Below are 18,451 nucleotides of genomic sequence, written 5' to 3' on the forward strand. Positions count from 1 at the left end.
CCCAGTTGTTGGTAGTGGTAAAGGTATAATGCCGGCCGCCGTTGTTATCCCGGACCATGTTGCCGGCATGGTCCTTGGATTCCACGTCGTAATAATAGAGACGATTGGGCGTCAAGCCCTTCAGGGTTATGACGTGGCTAAGCACTTCGCCGGCGGGAATATCCTGATCCGCATCCGTAATCTTCTTTCCGACCGAGGTCAGGGTGTCATAATAGACCGTGCTGGTAGCCGCCTCCGAAGTGGTCCATTTGATGTCCGCGGCAGCGTTGAAGACATTCTCGGCCCTGACATTGGTAATGACGAAGTTAATCAGATCCACCCTGGCCCTGGCGGTATCGGTAAAGGCCGGGCTGGCGTCGGTAAAAGACGCGAATACCGAATCGCTCTGTTCAACCGAGAGATAACCGTCATTATGCTTGGCGGCTATAGTCCTGAGCGGTATTTTGCCGATGAAATAATTCCCGTCGGCCGTGTCTTCGATGCATTTTACCGTATCCGGCGAGGTTTCATATTTGCTCCAGACTGCCACCAAAGCGGTATCCACCGCCGTGGCGGTGCCGAAGGAATCCACCACCGCGATCCTGACGGTATCGCCCACGGTGCCGCCGGCCGGAACGGAATATCTGGTTCTATCCAATCTGACGCTGGCCGCGAACTGCGATTGGGTATAAACCACCACCAAAGCGAAGGGCTGGGCGCCATAGGGAATGTTGTTTCCGTTAATGGTGGCCACCCAGGCCCCGGCTGCCGGAGCCTTTAGCCTGACGACTTCCACTATATTAGCCGTGTCCCTTTTGCCGGTGGGATTGGCGGTTGACTGGCCCGAGGTATATCTATTCCCCCAATAAATGGTGCCGGCGCCGTTGACCTCCAGGTTGAGGTCGTTTACCAACGGCAAAGTTGCGCCGACTGCGGCCGGATAATCGTGCCACACCAGCACTATCTTGAGATTGGCGGCCGAAGACGGCACATTGAAGCGATAGGAGACCGCATCCCCGGTGATCAGTCCGTCTTGATTGTCGATCACCAAAAGCTTCCTTCCATCGCCGGAGAAATAAAGGGCGGAGTCAATGTCTATCCTTCCCCAACCGGCCGCGCCATTGGGCAGTACCGCATTGGATGAGAGATTGGTGTCGCCGGAGGCTACTTCCACCGCGTGAATCAGGGCGCCGGAAGGAATAAATCCGTTGAGCCTGACCTTGGTCCCGGTGGGATACCAGCCCTCCCTAAAATATTGACGCACCAAGGCGCCCATCCCGGCCGCGCACGGGGAAGCCATGGAAGTGCCGGACATCCGTACATAGGCGGCATCCGCCCCGCCATCGGCCGAATATGGACCTGCTTCAGTAAAAGAGGCCATTCCCCCGACTGCCAAAATATCCGGTTTATACCGGCCATCCGGTTTGGTGCGCCCGCGGCTGGAATAACCGGGGATATCATCGGCGTTGCCGGTAGCCCTGGCGCCGACCGAGCCAACCGCCACGGTATTCTTGGCCCTGGCAGGCGAGCCGATGGAATCGGCGTCTACCGCGCCGGCGGAATTGCCGGCCGAGAAGAACACGGCGAAATCCTGATATTTCCAGGTAAAGATGTCGACATCCCGGCAATACCCGGTGTAGGTGTGATTACTGGAGCCCCAGGAATGCGAAGAAACCCTGGCTCCGCCCGCGGAATTGCCGGTATAAGACTGTTTAAAAAGCAAAGTCAGGTCGTCGGGCAGCCCATATAGAGTGTCCGCCTTGCCTACATCCTGGAAATATATCTTTGACAATTTGGCCATGCCGGGCATGGAATCCACGGTAACCGATCCATATTTTGAATAGCCGCAAATCGTTCCCACGGTGTGGGTGCCGTGGCCGTCGTTATAATCCCCGAAGGTAGCGGGCTTCCAGACCTTATAGGCGATGACCTTGCGGTGGGTGGTATAATCTCCGTCCGCCGTAACGGAAACGTCCGGATCTTTGAAATTTTGGTGGGTCATCCTGATCCCGGTGTCCGAGATATTCACAATCTCGCCCTGGCCTTTGACGCCTTTCGTGTAAATGGTGGTGTCGGCCGTGTTGAGGCCGCTGGACATATAACGGATGGAGAGATTGTTGAGTATTTTATGGATCACGAAAGGCTCGATAAAGCAGACTCCGGGCAGCCGGGCGATATCCGATATCTTGGAGGCGTCGACCTCGGCCCTGGCTATTTTGTTGAATTCCGATTCCGAACTCTTAAGAACCTTGACCCCCATCCCTTCAAGGCTGGCGATATTCTTGCCCAAATCCTCTTCGGTGAAGAACCGGATGACCACTTCTGCGCGGTTGGTTGATTTGTTTACCGTTAAATGCCGGTCCATATCTTCCTGGGAGAATTTGTAAGCCGGCTGATACAAACCGGTCCAATCGCAGGAGGGAATATTTTTTACCCTGGCCTTTATGTTTTCATCCATGCCGACGATGAAGGCGTAATTCGGCAGATAGTCGTAAACAATGGCTCCGCTTTTTTCCAGGGCTTCTTTCATTTGGGGATAAATCGGGCCGTTAAAGTGAACGATATAATAGCCTCTTTCTCCTGCTTTGGCCGCACTTCCTGTTAATTCCTGCGGCAGTTTCGGCTCTCCAACTTTCGTATCAATGGTAAAGCCGCCGCCGGCCGAGATCAAGTTTGCATTTTGGGAAACCTCGGGAGAAAATTTCGAGGCCAGGCCTGCGGACATCTTGGGTAAATTGGAAGTCCGGTCAACGCTCGCCATCGCCGGTTTTAGTCCGATGGTAAAGCTTTTGACTTTTGATGCCCGCCGTTCGGCCGGTTCTTCGATATCCGAAATTATGGCCCAGTAATAAGTATGGCCGGCCTTCAGTTCCGGGTAATAAAAATCGGGCTCCCATACCGGCGGATCGCCGCGTTTCGCCTTGATGACCAGGCTGCCGCCTTGGAGCACGCCGTATTTGTCAATCGTGAACGGAGTACTGGAAATGAAAAGCCCGTATTCCTCGACCCCCGGGATTTGAGCCCAAGCAAACCGCAGATCTTTCCTTTGCATCGTAGCTCCGTCAGCCGGCTGCAATAGAGTTACCGGAGGACGTTTTGTTACCAGATTTTCGGGCCTGTTAATTTTTTCCGCCTGCAGGGAATCAAAGCCCATTACGGCAAACAAGCCGACTCCTATAGACATGGCGATAACCATAGCTATACTTTTTGGCGCTGCAGCCAACAGACTGGTTTTCCGTGCCATAGTAAACCTCCTAATGTTTGTTGTGAATTATTTGTTTATAATTTATATACGATAGAAATTTAAAACTGCAATAACCGTGCCAAAAAGGCCTTTCTACGAACTCATCCCCTCTGTCCCCTTCTCTTATATAAATTCGGGCTAACATAATGCAAGAGAAGGGGAAGCGAAGGGGTTGAGTTCGAGTCAACCCAAGCTCTTCCAGTTGTTTCCTGAACAGATTGGATAGTCATTTAATTGTTTTACATTTTATGCATATGTGTTTTTTAACTATATGATTTACAATGTGTTAGTATAGTGCATTTTTTTCATAGTTAAATGCAAAAAGGCGGGTTTTCAGTCCCACTTTTTTTAAAAAACCCCTGATTTTACCTGAATTTAGGCAGATATCACTTTCGTCTCTATCCATGTCCCAAGGGTGTCATTCCTGCCCCTTGTCATGCCTGCGCAGGCAGGCATCCAGGGATAAACTCCGGCGGACCACCGCCACGCCCCTAAAGGCGAGGTTTACCCCGCAATTGCGGTGGTCCGCCGTAGTATGGACGAAAGAGGATGGCGAACGAAAGCGGGAATGACATGTATGAGTAGAAAAGTGCAGCAGAGAAAGCGATGATATGTGTTTTCGCCAAAGATGATAGTGTTACCGTAAAACTACCACCTTTTTGGTCTGGCTTTGGTCATTGGCTACTAATCGGTAAAGGTAGATCCCGTTGGAGACCTTGTTGCCGGTTTCGTCTCTTCCGTTCCACACAACTTCATAGCTTCCCATCTTCTTATCTTCATCGACCAGCGTTCGCACCATCTGGCCCAGCACGTTGTAAACTTTCAGGGACACCTGCCCCGATTTTGCAATTTGATATTTGATATTTGTAATTTGGCCAAAGGGATTGGGATAGGCCTGATACAGCAGGGCCGCATCGTGAACCGGGCCGGCCTCGGACACCTCCTCGCCCTCCACCTTGTAGAAAGTCTGGATGCCGAACCAGTTTAAGCACCGCCCGATGAAAGCGGTGCGGGATAACTTGCCGGCCGAGGTTTTACTCACCGCCTCCAAGGGTATGCTGCTGTACACGCTTTTATAGACCCCGGTTGAACAAATGACTACTCCGCAGCCGCCGATGGTCTTGGCCGTAAACAAAGAGTCGGCCCCGGCCAGGGGAAGCACCCTGTCTATTGACTTCCAATTCCCGGCCGTCCCCAACGTGGCGATAGACAAGGTATCCATAATGCCGTGGCTGATCGGCAGACCGGGGTTGCCAATGAAGGCCGTGATGGAGACCGGTATATTGAAGGAATCAAAACTGACCTTTAAGTAATTATGATAGAAGTCCACGGTATCGCTGTTGGGCTTCCCCCCCAGGCTCTGCCCCAGATTTTTGGAGGAGAGCAGCAGATTCCCGCCCCGGTTCAGGAAAGCGGTTAAACTGTCCCGTTCTGATTGGATCAAGGTGCCAGCGCTGTCGTCGCCGGTGAACCAGATCAGGGTGTTGAAATTGCGGAGCTGGGTCAGCCCATTGGCCTTGCGGTTATCCCAGTAGCCAAAGGTAACCCCGTTGCTGTCCAGGCAGGCGGTATAGTAGTCGCCGAAATTGGTGGCGACCAGCCCGTCGTTGACCAGCAGCAGCTTGTACTGCGGGCTGCCGGTATAAAAATTATTGGGGGTGGCCGGGCCGCCGGCCGGTGCGTAAGAGACGTTCCACAAAGCGGTGCCGTCGGCGTTAAGGGCCCCGTCCCGGGCGGAAACGTAATATTGGACCAGCATCCCGGGAGACTGCACCGGCAGGCTGGCCTGGTATTCGTCGGGATTGCCGGTGGGGTACATCGGCAGATAGTTCCAGGAGGTGTCGGCCGAAGGCTTGGCCCGGAAATAGACCCGCACCTGCGCGATGCCCGAGGTGTCGCGGCAGCTGGCCGTGACGTCGAACGGACCGGTGGATGAAGTGTTGCCGATCTGAGTTAGGTTGGTGATCACCGGGCCGGTCCAGTCAAATATCCTGAACTCATAAGGCACGCCGATGCTGGCGGAAAACGGCAGGTAGGTATAGTTTCCGGTCAGGCTGTCGGAAGCCTTTAAGTACCATTGCACGTTTATCGGATTTATCACCGCCTGCTGCTGCTGGGGAATGGTATAGTAATATACATCGCCCTTCAGACTGTCGCGGGCATAGGGGTCCCAATTGCCGGCGCCGCCATTGTAGATCCACAGCGAATCGTTGATGATCGGTCCTTCTCCCTTAAAGGTGGCCCAGACCGGGAACGGCCCGGTTTGATCTGTATTGGCTAAGGTCCTGGGATTGGAGGGCATGGGGTCAATCAGGTTGAACCAGTTCATGGTATCGCGGCGCACCGGCCACTGGGCCCAGTTGCCCAGGGTGTCGTAGGCGGTTAAAAACCAGAGGACTTTGACCGGGGTCATGGCGTTCCCGGTAAACCGGGGAATGCTATAGTAATAATATCCATCGGCCCCAACGCTGTCCCTGGGATAATTGAATCCTCCGGCGATGTCGCTGTAGATGAAGTCGTCCTTGACCGAGTCGCCGTAGGCGGTGTTTAGCCTGGTCTTGACCACAAACGGCCCGTTGAAGAAAGTGTCCTTCAGGGCACTGACGTTGGAATAGGCCGGGGTATAGATTTTATTCAAGAAACTGTGGTAGCCGGAACTGGGATCTACCGAAGACTCGGCAAAAGAAGCGTTATAGGCCAGGATGCAATAGCCGACCTTGACCGGGGTTTCCATTGAGTCAGCGGGAATGGCCGGGATATCGAAGTAAAATGTGTCTCCCGATTGGGTGTACTCCTCTATCCAGCTGTCGTTGGGGTTACCCGCCCCGCCATAGGGCCAAGTCAAGGGATCAGAGCCGGCGTCCGGATTAAAGTAAAAACCCATCCCTACCCATCCCAGACCGTCGGAACATTTTATCACCGTCCGGACGGTATAGGGCCCGGAGAAGGCGGTATCGGGCCAGATGGTGGTCAGGGTGATGCTGGGGATCGCGGCCCAAACAGAGCTGGCCAGGCCGATCAGGGCCAAAACCATAAAAATATTTTTTTTCATATTCATTATCTCCTTCCTACTTCACGATTATCAGTCGTTTGGTTTGGCTCAGGCGTTCCTGGCCGTTCTGGCCCCGGGCCTCTAACCGGTAAAAATACACGCCGTTGGAAAGCGCCCGGCCCTTGTCATCCCTTCCGTCCCAGGTTACGCTATACGCTCTGGCCTGCTGTACGCTGGACGCTAATGTTTTGACCGCCTGTCCGGCGATGCTGTACACCTTCAAACTGACCTGGCCCTGCTTGGCTAATTGATAATTGATCGTTGTTAATTGTTTAAACGGGTTCGGCTTGTTCTGCTCTAATTTGAAACTGTAAACGGTAAACGGTTCAACTGGCCTGCCTTCCAGCCCCATCACCGGCGCTACGTAAATCCGCGACCACAGCGATTTCAGGCTTTCGTTGGCCGGAACCAGAGTGTCGCAGGCCGTTATCGCGTAGTTGTAGGTCAGGCCGGATTCCGCCGTGGTGTCGGCAAATGCGGTGTCCGGATGCAGGGCGCTTCCTACCTTGCTCCAGGTCGGAATCCCGCTTTGCAGGGAACGGTAGACTTTATAGCCCTTGATATCCGGCTCGGCATTGGCCCGCCAAACGCATTTGACTGTGTCGTAATTCTGTTGCAACGCCAAACCGATCGGAACCGCCGGCGGAGTGTAATCGCCGTTTAAACCGGGTTTAAGCCAGTTGATGACCCGGGCCGTCAAAGTATCGCGGGATACCGGAGTGGGGACCGCCTCGAAGGGGAACGAGGTGTACACTAACTTGTAGCCCAGCCCGGTAGTATCCTGATAACGCAGGCCGTTGAAGGTGCCGTCGTCGTTCTTCATGAAGCCGGCCACATTTACCGCCGGAGTATCGGGATTAAGCGTGTAAGCGTGCCAGGGATCGGTCCAATAGACGCTGCTGCCGTTAAGCCGGTCGTATAGCAGCGAGTCGGCCAGGCCGTCGCCTATCGGGTCGCCGGCAATGCCGGTCACTTTGTAGGTGGTGGCGGCCGCCCAGCCGGTGTCCGGGGCCAGGTGCAGGTAGTCCCTCCAGAAGTTGGGGTGAACCGTGGTGTCTATCTGGGTGCCGTTGGCGTAGAAATAGTACTGCCCGGCCATCCACATCCTGCCGCCGTTATTCAAGTATGACAGTATGCATTCCTGATCCTTTATGGCCAGGGCCTTGTACTCCGCGCCGGCCCGATAATCGAAATTGGCGCCCAGGTTCCAAATTACCAAGGGATACTGTTCCAGATAGCCGGGGGTCATGGTTTTATTGACCCCTATCGTTACCACTGAGTATTTGTAGCCTAGATTGGCCAGCGAGGCTTCCATGTATTTGGTCCAGGAATTTTCGGAAAGGTCGGCGGCCCCGCCGTCATTGTCTACCAGACAGATGCTGCTGGCCGACGGCAGAGGATCGCGGGTCTTGCCGGTAACGATGAAATCGTCTATGTAAACTCCCTCGCCTACATGGTTGTCGCCGTCGCTGCCCATGCCGATGCGCAGCTTGATGATCTTGCCAATATAACTGCTCAAGTTTAGCGGCCAAATATCCGAGTGGTTCTTCCATTGTTTGCTGGAATCGATGAAGATGCCGGCAAAGTCCAGCCAGTTGCGCCCCGAATCGGTGGAAACATCTATCCGCCACCAGTCGTTATAGGTGTTTAAATCCGACCCATCGTCCGGAACCTCGGGCCAGATCCTGAAATCCAACAGGCAAGGCTGGGAGTTGCTCACCGGCCGCAGGTCAATAAGCGGCGACACCATGGCATCCGACTGCCCCCAGGAGTATTTCCCGGTGGCCTCGCTCCCGTTATACCAGGATGTGGTCCCGCTGCTGGCCCTTCTGGCGCTCCGGTGCCAGTTGATCTTGGGGGTTTTGCCGGTGGCTTTCCAAGCGCCGGAACCGGTTTCGCCATCCTCAAAGAATATGGATCCTCTGGCGCCGCCGGCGCTGACGGTATCAACCTGAATATTGTCCAGATACCATATCCCGTGGTAATTCATATTCCGGGTCTGATCCGAGGCTGCGGCGTCGCTGGCGCCTATGAAGCACAGCCGCAAGTTCTTGCCCTTGAAACGGGTCAGATCAAAGCCGGCCTGAGTATAGCCGCCGTTGTCGCCGCCCCAGCCGTAGATCGGCACCAGGTCCGGTGACAGTCCGGTGTATGTCCAGGAATAGGGGTGCGATATGTTATAGGCCGTTCCGGGAAAACGCAGGGTATCGGGGGTAAGGTTTATCCAATTGTCAAAATGCCACAAGGTATCGCCGGTGGTGTCGGCCCAGACGTTGATGCAATCCCAGTCGTCAGGAAAGGCCGGACCCTCCAAATTGTAGTAATGCCACATGGAAAATATCACCGAGTCGGCTGATATCGCGGTAAGGTCAAAATTCGGCGATATCAAAAACTGGGCCCATCCGTCGCCATAGCCCGGCGGAGTGCTCCAGCCTGCGGTATCGGTGCTGGTTCCGCACCACCAGGAGTTACCGGCATAGGCCTGATAGGAATCAATATGCCATTTGGGAGTTTGAAAAGACATATCTATGGTGTCCCACCCCACGGTATCAGCTTCAAAATCATCGAAAAAGACCGTATCCACCGCAGCCTTGGCCGCAGGCCTGCCTGCGGGCTGAAGCCCTTCGGCGGGCGTAAGCCTGTCCGAAGAAGCTTTAGCGTAGTCGGAAGCCTTGAACGGCGTGGCTTTGGCCCTTTCCACGGGCTTGGCCTGGACTGCCGCCCACCGCCACATCGGGGCAAGCGCACAGACCAGAAACAGCGCCAGACCCAAAATTGTGAACAATTTTCGGTTCATGGTCTGAACCTCCATAAATTTATATTTTTAGTTATTTTATCGCGGTTACGAGTTTATATTGTAATAGATTAGCCCTGGTTTGTCAAGAGGTTTTTATCAATTTTTCAAAATATTTTTACCGGTTGTTTTTATGCCAGACTAACCCCTTGAGATGGTTTGACAAGTTCGCCGCGGGCAGGCTCAGGGCAGGCCCCTTCGGATGCCAGGCATAGTCAGCTCTTCTCAGGGCAGGCCACTTCGGAGGCCAGGCATAGTCAGTCCTTCTCAGGGCAGGCCACTTCGGAGGCCAGGCATAGTCAGCCCTTCTCAGGGCAGGCCACTTCGGAGGCCAGGCATAGTCAGCCCTGCTCAGGGCAGGCCACTTCGGAGGCCGGGCATAGTCAGCCCTTCTCAGGGCAGGCCCCTTCGGAGGCTGAAGGCATCAGGAATAAGCCAAAGCGGCGTTTCAAGCTGATGAAACGCCGCTTTGGCTGCTGCCGGTTATCTAATCAGCGCAGAACTGTGATCTTTTTAGTTGCCTGGAACTCCCCGGAGACTAACCGGTACAGGTAGATCCCGTTGCTGACCTTGTTTCCCTGCTCGTCCTTCCCGTCCCAGGGAATGCTGTATACCCCGGCAATCCGGTATCCATTATCCAATATCCTGACCACCTGCCCGGCGATGTTGTATATCTTCAAGCTGGTGTTCCCTGATTTTTTGAGGGCGAAGCTGATGCTGACCCCGCCCCGGGTGGGGTTGGGAACGCTCTGGGCCAGCAGGTAGGCCTCCGGAACGTCTCCGCCAAAGGTTATGCTCATCGGCCCGTGGTAGGTTTTATTGCCGTTTCGATCTACCTCGGCCAGGCGGTAGTAGTATTCGCCTTTTTCGGCGATGGTATTGTCGGCGTAGCTGTAGCTTTGCGGCTGGTTAGTGGTGCCGCCCCCGTCAACCTTGCCCACCTGGACAAACCCCTGTTCCGGGCTATCAGACCGCTCTATTTCCCACTGGTAACAGTCCTGCTCGCTCTCGGTGCGCCAGGTAAGGTTCACGCCGTCAGAGGAGGCCGTCAGGTTCATCCCGGCAAAGGTAACCGCCAACCCAACCAGATACGGCGTGGCGGAAACAGGCCCGTGCCAGACAGGCGCGCCATTCAAGGGAACATCAGCCACCCGATAGTAGTAGATGATTCCATTGGTCACTGTGGTGTCAACATAGGTGTAATTGGTGGTGTCGTATCTTGTTCCCTGGGTGTCGGGCAGCGTGGCGATGCGGATGAAGTTTGTGTCCGGCTGGGTTGACCGCTCAATCCACCAGGCAGTGTTGGCAATCTCCTGAGCAGAAGTCCAGCCTAAGCAGACAAACTTATCCCCGGAATCGGCGCTCAAGGAAACAAAGTCTGTTTCCCCCACAATCTCCAAGATATGAGTTTCGTGATGAGTGGACTCTGGGTAGTCCTTATACCCGCTGTAAACAAGTTCCTTATAGCCATTGGAGTTGAGGTCATAAATCAAAGTAGGAGCGGCATCCAGACCCGTGCTGTATTGCCACATTAACTCATAGGAATCGGGTCCGTTGTTTTTATACATATAGAGCCTCCCCCCGCTGGTAGAAAACACCATCTCTTCCTTTCCATCTCCGTCAACATCACCCACTGAGATTCCACGATTATTGCCCTTTTGAGGGCGAACCCGCCATACTTTATGATAGGAATTATCGCCATTCATTTCAAAGACGGCAAATTCCAGGCTGTCATCAATGCCAATCCTTTTAGAGCCGACGATAAACTCCGGCTTTCCATCCCCATCCATATCCTTGGCCTGGGCAATCATATAAGCGTTGTCATAAACCATAGTGTCTCCAAGACCACCCGGAGTTCCCCATACTATGGCGTATGAATCAGCTCCCACCACTGTGTTTTCAACCACACGAATGCGCGGAATAGATGTGCTAGTCCCTACAAAATCCCTCTTTCCATCGCAATCAAAATCACCGCATAGCATCTTCCCGTTCATCCGGGCCGTATCCGTCCAGACCTCTTGATAGGAATTATCTCCGGTGCACTCAACGATATGAACCCGTCCCAAGTAGTTCCAGAGGAATTCCTTCTTGCCATCCTGGTCAAGATCGTTGCTGATGGTAATCCAATTGACTTCGTCGTAATCGGGATGGTCATACCCCCAGACTAAAGAGGTGGGAAAGGAATCAAGGGCAGGACTTTCAAAAATCCTCAGCCATTCATCATTGCCTGTGGAAGTGTCTGTCACTATCTCGGTGAGCCCATCTCCATCCAAGTCACCTATATCAAACTCGGAAATAAAATAGTTTCTTGTCCAGGTGGTATCATAAGAGTTATTCCCCTTATGTTCAATAATCAGCCCGTATTTCACGGTCCCTATTACTGCCCCGGTAGGTTGAAGCCACAACTCTTGATTCCCATCATGGTCGCTATCATACCCTCTTAGGGGGCATGAATACCAATTAATACCTATGTCATTCCAACCAGCTTTCTCAATAAAATTTATTGAGAAAGCGCTGAGAGGATAAAGGAGCGAAAGGAGCGTCACTAAAAGAATGATATTTCTTCTCATCTTTTCCACCTCCTTTAACAAGGCGGGGATGGGGGAAATAATTTCCCCCATCCCTCAATCCTCTGTGTTTATTTGAGAAGTATCATCCTCTTGGTCTGGTACGAAGGACCTGCATTCAGCCGGTAGAAATAGACGCCATTAGCCACCTCTTTACCATTGTCATCCCTGCCGTCCCACTTTACGCTGTGCTCTCCCGCCCCCTGAACCCTGTCCGCTAATGTTTTCACCAACCGTCCGCTTATGTTGTAAATCTTCAGGCTGACCTGGCCTGGTGTTGCCAATTGATAATTGATGGTTGTTAATTGCTTAAACGGATTGGGTGAGTTCTGCAGGCTGAGGTCTGCGGCTACAGGGCTTGTGGTTAAAGCACTGATTAGCTGGGCGCCGCCGCCTGTCTCTTCGTCTCTCTCAAACTCATAGAGACCAAGATGGGCAATAGCGGCAAAATCCCCTTTAATCCGCTTCACCCTGAGGATGACTTCCTTGTCGTCCTTGTAAGAGGCGGCCGGCAGCCAGATTTTTACCGTCTCCGGCACGCCGGGTTTGAACTTGATCAGCCGCTCGGCCGTGTTGTCAATGTATGCCCTCTGCTGCCATTCGCCGGCGCCCGGCTCGTTCTGATAGGCGACCAAAACCAACTGAATCTTCTTCAGCGGATTCAAGTAGGGAAGCCTGTAGACCAACTCGGTGTAACTGTAGTCTATGGAAATCGGGCTGTAAGTTTTAGAGCCGTCCCTGGAGAGAGTAAATGGGCTGGCCTTGGCGCCACCCACCTCGGGTTCATAAGCAGGCGCCGCCGCCCCGGTAAACTCAAATCGTCTGAATTTGACCTCGCAGGCCGGACCATTCCCTTCGGTCCAGAGGATGCCAAGGTAACCATTGCCGCCGGCATTCCAATAGACCGTATGCGCATATCGGGAATTAACAGTGGGACTTTCCGAAACATTTACTGCTGGATTATCTTCCCAGAGTCTCTTGCGATAGAAGACCTCCCAGTAATCCGAGACAGAATCCTGATAAACACCGTATGTTCCGTAAGCGATGGTTGGAAATCTGGAATCTTCGCTGTTTGAACGGCTCATTCCCTCTGTGCCATACCACTCCTTTTTTGCGGGATTAGCTATGTCTCTCGGCCTGCCCCGGGTTTCATAATAGCCGGGATAGACAGGATTATCCATTGCCCAGGCTACCCAAACCTCTGTTCCGGCAAACTCGGCAAATGGAGTCTCGCAGTTCTCTCCATACTCTCTCGCCGAAACATTGTCCTTGTGGTCTGCCCAGCCGTCGGGGCCGCGATAGCAGTAAGAGATGTCGCCTGCGCCATTCCGGTAAACGAGATGCAGGGTGTCATAGGTGTCTATGGCTAGGGATGGTGAGCGGAAGTCGCCTTCATCTCCCCCGTCGCCAATTGTTTCTTTCTCTATCGTCATTGTGGCCGGGTCATCGGCTACATTGAAATAACCGTGGCTAATGCCAGAGATCGTATATCCGTTGATAGGTATCGAAGAGCGATCGCACCAAGCCCAGACATAGTGAGCAATCCCGGCGCTGGTTACCGTCAAAGTCGGCGCCCCCCACCCACTGCCTGCATTGCCTATGGAGGCAATCTCTACGGGAGAAGTCCAGTCGGGCTCGGCCCCAGGCACATTTTTGGAATACTTTATTGACTGACCCTCCAACCACAAGATAATCGGATAATTGGTCGCAGGATTCACCGCTATCACCGGCAAATAACCATGACCTATAGCACTCATTCTCAGATACCAATCGGTGCCGTTATTGTTGCTAAAGGCGTATCTGATGCTATCATTCACATCTACATAGGTCAGGTAGAGATAACTGCCCGACCCTTTTACTAATTTCCTGCCCCAGTTTCCGGCAGTGGCATATTCCGAGACGCCGGCGAATGAACCAAGCGCCGAAACCTCGGTATAGCCTGCCGGGGCCGCCGCAAAAATGGGAGCGGTAATCAAGACCAGCCCCGCTAATATTAAGATCTCCCTTTTCATTTTCTTTCCCTCCTTTTGGTTGACTGCTTTGTTTGCTTGTTTTCTTTGAGGTTCCAGAAAATTATCGCGACATCGTCATCTTTTTCATCATACGGTTATCTAATCAGCGCAGAACTGTGATCTTTTTAGTTGCCTGGAACTCCCCGGAGACTAACCGGTACAGATATATCCCGTTGCTGACCTTGTTGCCCCGGTAAGCAATCTTGCCACGACCCATTGCCACGACCTTCAGGTCGTGGCAAGCAATCTAATGAAACCCGAGGGGCTTTAGCCCCAGAGAGGAAATGAAAGAATGAGCCAAAATATAGATGCCACTTTGCCACGGCCTGAATAGATTTTTTATATTTTGGTGTTCATTCCGCCTCCCTCCTACGTCCGCCTTGGCGGACTTCCGCCTACGCCCTTCGGGCTGCTGCGGACAGGTCGGCGGACAAGCAGGCGGTTTGTTAAAAATTTACCGCAATACTTGTGCTGAGCGATGCACTGAGTTATGTCAAAGTGTTTATCTAAGCATCATCATCTTCTCGGTGGCCTGGAACTCGCCCGAGATCAGCCGGTACAGATATATCCCGTTGCTGACCTTGTTGCCCTGCTCGTCCTTCCCGTCCCATTTAACTTCATAACTTCCCACCTTCTTATCTTCGTTGACCAGTGTCTTCACCAGCCTGCCGGTTACATCGTAAACCTTCAAACCAACATAGCCGTTAGCTGTAAGCTGATAGCTTATAGTAGTGCTCTGCCCGAACGGATTCGGCATATTCTGCCGTAATCCGAACGCCGTTATCCGTTCCCCGGCGGTTGCACTTACGGGACCATGGGTGGTTACATTTCCGGAAAGGTCAACTTCATCAAGTTTGTAAGAATTAAATCCGACGGCGCATTCATCGTCGTAATAATATATTCCGGGTTCGTTAGTTGTCCCATCGCCCGGAAGTTCCGCAATGACTTTATAGTCTAATGTGTCGTTATTTAATCCTCTCTTGACTCTCCATAAATAACTGTTCCATGCGCTTTGGGTTTGCCATTCAAGCCGGACAATGGCGCCCGCAATTACCGAGGCCGTAAAAGAAACAAATTGCAAGGACAGGGGCGCCCCGGTATAGGTAGCGCTGGCCGGCCCGATAAAATAACTCGTGTCATTCAACGCCTTGGCCTGGACTTTGTAGTAGTAGGTGGTGCCGCTGGTAACGTTGCTGTCGTTGAACGAGTAGGAAAGCAGTAAAGTATCAAGTTTTACAGTATCGTTGGTCTGGTAAATCACGGAATAATTGCTGTCCGCAAACAGGGAACGCCAAACATTAAACCCAAAATTGGCAAACTGCCTTTTCGTGATCCATTGCACCTGTATGCAACTATCTTTGGAAGCGGCAGTTAAGCTATCCCAGGTTACCTCCCCCACAATCTCCAAGATATGGGTCTCGTTATGAGTGGACTCTGGGTAGTCCTTATACCCGCTGTAAACAAGTTCCTTATAGCCATTGGAGTTGAGGTCATAAACTAACATGCGGCAAAAGCCCAATCCAGTATTGGTTTTCTGCCAGATTAACTGGTAGGAATCGGGACCGATGTTCCTGTAGATGTAGATTTTACCAGAAAAAGAAAAAACCATCTCCTCTATTCCGTCGCCGTCGACATCACCAACGCTTATGGTATGAGTTAATATTGTTCCAAAGCAAGGAAAAAGCGCTTGCCACACCTGGTGATAGGAGTTATCTCCATCGGTCTCAAACACGGCAAACTCAAGAGTATCATCACCTTCCACCCGTTGCGAGCCCACAATGAACTCCGGCTTACCATCCCCATCCATATCGTGGGCCTGGGCATTCCGGAAGGGATTGCAGTGAACGAGGTCGAAATTGGTCCAAGCTTTGGCGTAGGAATCTACTCCGACTGTTGTATTTTCCCATACATCAATCCTTCCATCCGAGATCGGTCCGCCATGTCCGGTGGTCAGAAAATCCTTCTTCCCATCACAGTCAAAATCGCCGCACTGAATTTCTCCCTTATAACGGCTGGTGTCTGTCCAGACCTCTTGATAAGAATTGTCCCCTGTGCATTCAAAGATATGAATCGGCTTCAGGTAATGCCAGATGAATTCCTTCTTACCGTCCTGGTCAAGGTCATTGGTGATGGTAAGGTAATTGTTTTCGTCATAATCGGGATGGTTAAACTCCCAGACTAAAGAGGTGGGAAAGGAATCAAGGGCAGGACTTTCGTGGATTTTTATCGATTCATCCGAACCTATTACACTTTCCGCTACCACATCAGTGAAGCCATCGCCATCCAAATCTCCTATATCAAAGTTGTAAATGAAATAATTTCCCGTGCGGGTGGTATCGTAGCAGTTATTCCCCTTATGCTCAAAAATCAGCCCGCTTCCTAACTTTGGATCAAGCCACAACTCCTGATTCCCATCATGGTCACTATCATATCCGCGCAATATCGCGTTAGTATTATTAATACCTACGCCGACATAACTTGCTACTGGGGTGAAAGTGATAGCCGGGAGAACACCAACAACCGTAAGGGAGAAAATAATGAAGATGACAATCCTTTGGGCCACGCTCCGCATTGTTCTCACCTCCCTTAATGGGGAGAAGACGATATTGTCTTCTCCCCTTTTTGGAAGCATAGCCCTATCTGATAAGCATCATTTTTCTTGTCGAAGCAAAGTTGGATATATTTAGCCGGGAAAAGTAAATGCCATTAGCGACTTCTTTCCCGCTTTCGTCTTTTGCATCCCAGGCTACAGTATGTGCTCCAGCCGATTGCTCTCCCTCTACCAGAGTTCTAACCAGCCTTCCGGTTACATCGTAAACCTTCAAACCAACATAGCCGTTAGCTGTAAGCTGATAGCTTATAGTAGTGCTCTGCCCGAACGGATTGGGATTGGCCTGATACAGCAGGTAGGCCGTCGGAACATCCCCGCCAAAGGTTACGCTCATCGGCCCGTAATAGGTCTTTCCCCCGTTTAGGTCAATCTCGGCCAGCCGGTAATAGTAAATGCCTTTTTCGGTGATGGTGTTATCGGTATAGCTGTAGTTTTGCGGCTGGGAGGTGGTTCCGCCCCCTTCAACCTCGCCAACTTTGACAAACCCCCGCTCCGCGTCGTCCGAGCGCTCTATCTCCCACCTCAGACAGTTCTGCTCGCTCTCGGTGCGCCAGGTAAGGTTTACGCCGTCGGAAGAGGCCATCAGGTTCATTTCGGCAAAGTGCACCGCCGTCGGATTTGAGCTGGCCCGGCCGATCTGGACCGGAAAACCGATGGATTTTGTTCCTTCTTCCGTAGAAGTAATTACTAAGTCAAAATCTATCCATTCCCCTTCCAGCGCCGCATCATTGGCTATGGTAAAAATAAGCGAATCTTGGGCCACGGCCACCGTCGGGGCTTTGGCGCTTTTACTAGCGCCCGCTATATCGGCAAAGCTGGCGGTGCTATCGGTAATTGTTATGCCGCCCAAAATGTTTTTCTTCAGCCGAAGCTTTACCGAGACGCCCGTGGCGGTTTTCCCTCCGCTATTGCGCAGCGCCGGGTAAAAGCTGCAGGTCTCGGTGTCTGAATTAACGGCTTCATCGTAAAAAATGGAAATCCCATGGGCGCTATCGGTGGCCGCCCGAGTGCTGATGTGCGTTTCGGCGATGATTATTCCCTTCCCGGTGGAGTGCCAGGTGGCGTCCTTATCGTAGCCAATCTTAACCATCAAAGTATCGGCTGCTGCTCTTACGGCCGCAGACAGCGCCGTCTTTTGTTTTATGCGATTGGCAAAATCCCAGAGGTCGCATTGGTCGGCGTTATCATAGTCTTCGGTGGCGGTTCTGGCATCCTTTATCTCGGTCTTGCCTCTCCCGCCGGCTAAAATGAGCTCCCGGGCGAAATTGTCCAAAGCCTTGATGAACTCCATAAACCGGGTCTTCAAATGAACTGCCGAAAGGGTGTTGTAGTCGGTGGCCGTATACGCGTCTTTATAAGATCTAACGCAGGCTATCGCCAACCCGCTGTCGCTTACATTATTGTTCTTTTTAAGGGTGTCTAACCAGGTGTCGTAGCGATAGCCGTCGGCGCCGATGCTTTTTTCCGAACTCACCATAATGTGGGCATAATCCTTGGTGATAAACATAATCTCGGCCAGAGCCATCACGCAGGCGTCAAAACACACCACATCCAGGTCCTGTTTTAAGGAATCCTTGACGCCCATCAAGGCCTTCTCATACTCGGCCGGCGGTTCGGCATTGGCAAAGGTGATGGAAGAGGAGGTCTCGTCGTCGTTGCAGCAATCCTTGGGATCTTTGCCGTCCGGAATCCCGAAGCCGAAGACGCCGTTCGCCGTCCCGCCCGATTTGGTCATGGAATTCCCGTGATTCCATATATCAAGGCAATATTTTTGGGCGGGATAATTCTTGACCCCCCATCGGCCGAAATTGATTAAAACGGTGTCCACCCCCGTATCCAATTCTTTATTGGGGCTCCCGGCAGCCGCAAAGGTATCAATCTTTCCGGCCGTGATCCCGGATCTAAGCCAATAGTATCGCATATCCTCATGACCGTTCGCCTGAGTGTCATCATATCCATCCTCAGTGAAATCCTTCTTGCCATCCACTCCCACAATAAGATTGTAGTTGGCGTTCCCGCCAACTACTTCCATCTCATCGCAGTCAGGCTCGATATAGCCGTTCAGGTTGTTGTCGCCGGCTATGTAGGTCATTACGGTCCAGGTGTCCTGAGCGATAGCATTCGTTCCCCACAAGAAAAGCAGGGAAAGAACAAAACATAGAAGACCTAAATTCCGAAGCATTTGAGTACCC

At 52.4% G+C, this 18,451-nt stretch carries 7 protein-coding genes; all 7 read right to left on the reverse strand.

From position 1 onward, the window contains the following. A partial coding sequence (locus tag HY768_01655) for a S8 family serine peptidase (protein MBI4725928.1) occupies nucleotides 1-3,031 on the reverse strand: 3,031 nt, incomplete at its 3' end. Between the two features lie 829 nt (nucleotides 3,032-3,860). Further along, nucleotides 3,861-6,275 (reverse strand): T9SS type A sorting domain-containing protein, encoded by a 2,415-nt coding sequence (locus tag HY768_01660; GenBank protein MBI4725929.1) that lies wholly within the window; start codon nucleotides 6,273-6,275, stop codon nucleotides 3,861-3,863. A gap of 16 nt (nucleotides 6,276-6,291) precedes the next feature. After that, entirely contained in the window at nucleotides 6,292-9,072 is a 2,781-nt protein-coding gene (locus tag HY768_01665) for a T9SS type A sorting domain-containing protein (protein MBI4725930.1), read from the reverse strand. 488 nt (nucleotides 9,073-9,560) lie between these two features. Next, nucleotides 9,561-11,474 carry a VCBS repeat-containing protein gene (locus HY768_01670; GenBank protein MBI4725931.1) on the reverse strand — a complete coding sequence of 638 codons (1,914 nt, stop codon included), beginning with the start codon at nucleotides 11,472-11,474 and terminating at the stop codon, nucleotides 9,561-9,563. Nucleotides 11,475-11,707: 233 nt separating this feature from the next. Continuing rightward, on the reverse strand, nucleotides 11,708-13,648 hold the full coding sequence (locus tag HY768_01675) for a T9SS type A sorting domain-containing protein (GenBank protein ID MBI4725932.1): 1,941 nt from the start codon (nucleotides 13,646-13,648) through the stop codon (nucleotides 11,708-11,710). 502 nt (nucleotides 13,649-14,150) lie between these two features. Further along, the gene (locus tag HY768_01680; protein ID MBI4725933.1) at nucleotides 14,151-16,220 is read right to left on the reverse strand and encodes a VCBS repeat-containing protein; all 2,070 of its coding nucleotides are present in this window, start codon (nucleotides 16,218-16,220) and stop codon (nucleotides 14,151-14,153) included. 64 nt (nucleotides 16,221-16,284) lie between these two features. Further along, a complete protein-coding gene (locus tag HY768_01685; protein MBI4725934.1) occupies nucleotides 16,285-18,351 on the reverse strand; it encodes a T9SS type A sorting domain-containing protein in 2,067 nt (688 codons plus the stop codon). Nucleotides 18,352-18,451 lie beyond the last annotated feature (100 nt).

The organism is candidate division TA06 bacterium, assembly GCA_016208585.1.
Lineage (GTDB): Bacteria > Edwardsbacteria > AC1 > AC1 > EtOH8 > UBA5202.

Coding starts and splice junctions, on each gene's coding strand:
- HY768_01660 (MBI4725929.1), bottom strand. CDS start 6,275: ATGAAAAAAAATATTTTTATGGTTTTGGCCCTGATCGGCCTGGCCAGC.
- HY768_01665 (MBI4725930.1), bottom strand. CDS start 9,072: ATGAACCGAAAATTGTTCACAATTTTGGGTCTGGCGCTGTTTCTGGTC.
- HY768_01675 (MBI4725932.1), bottom strand. CDS start 13,648: ATGAAAAGGGAGATCTTAATATTAGCGGGGCTGGTCTTGATTACCGCT.
- HY768_01680 (MBI4725933.1), bottom strand. CDS start 16,220: ATGCGGAGCGTGGCCCAAAGGATTGTCATCTTCATTATTTTCTCCCTT.
- HY768_01685 (MBI4725934.1), bottom strand. CDS start 18,351: ATGACCTACATAGCCGGCGACAACAACCTGAACGGCTATATCGAGCCT.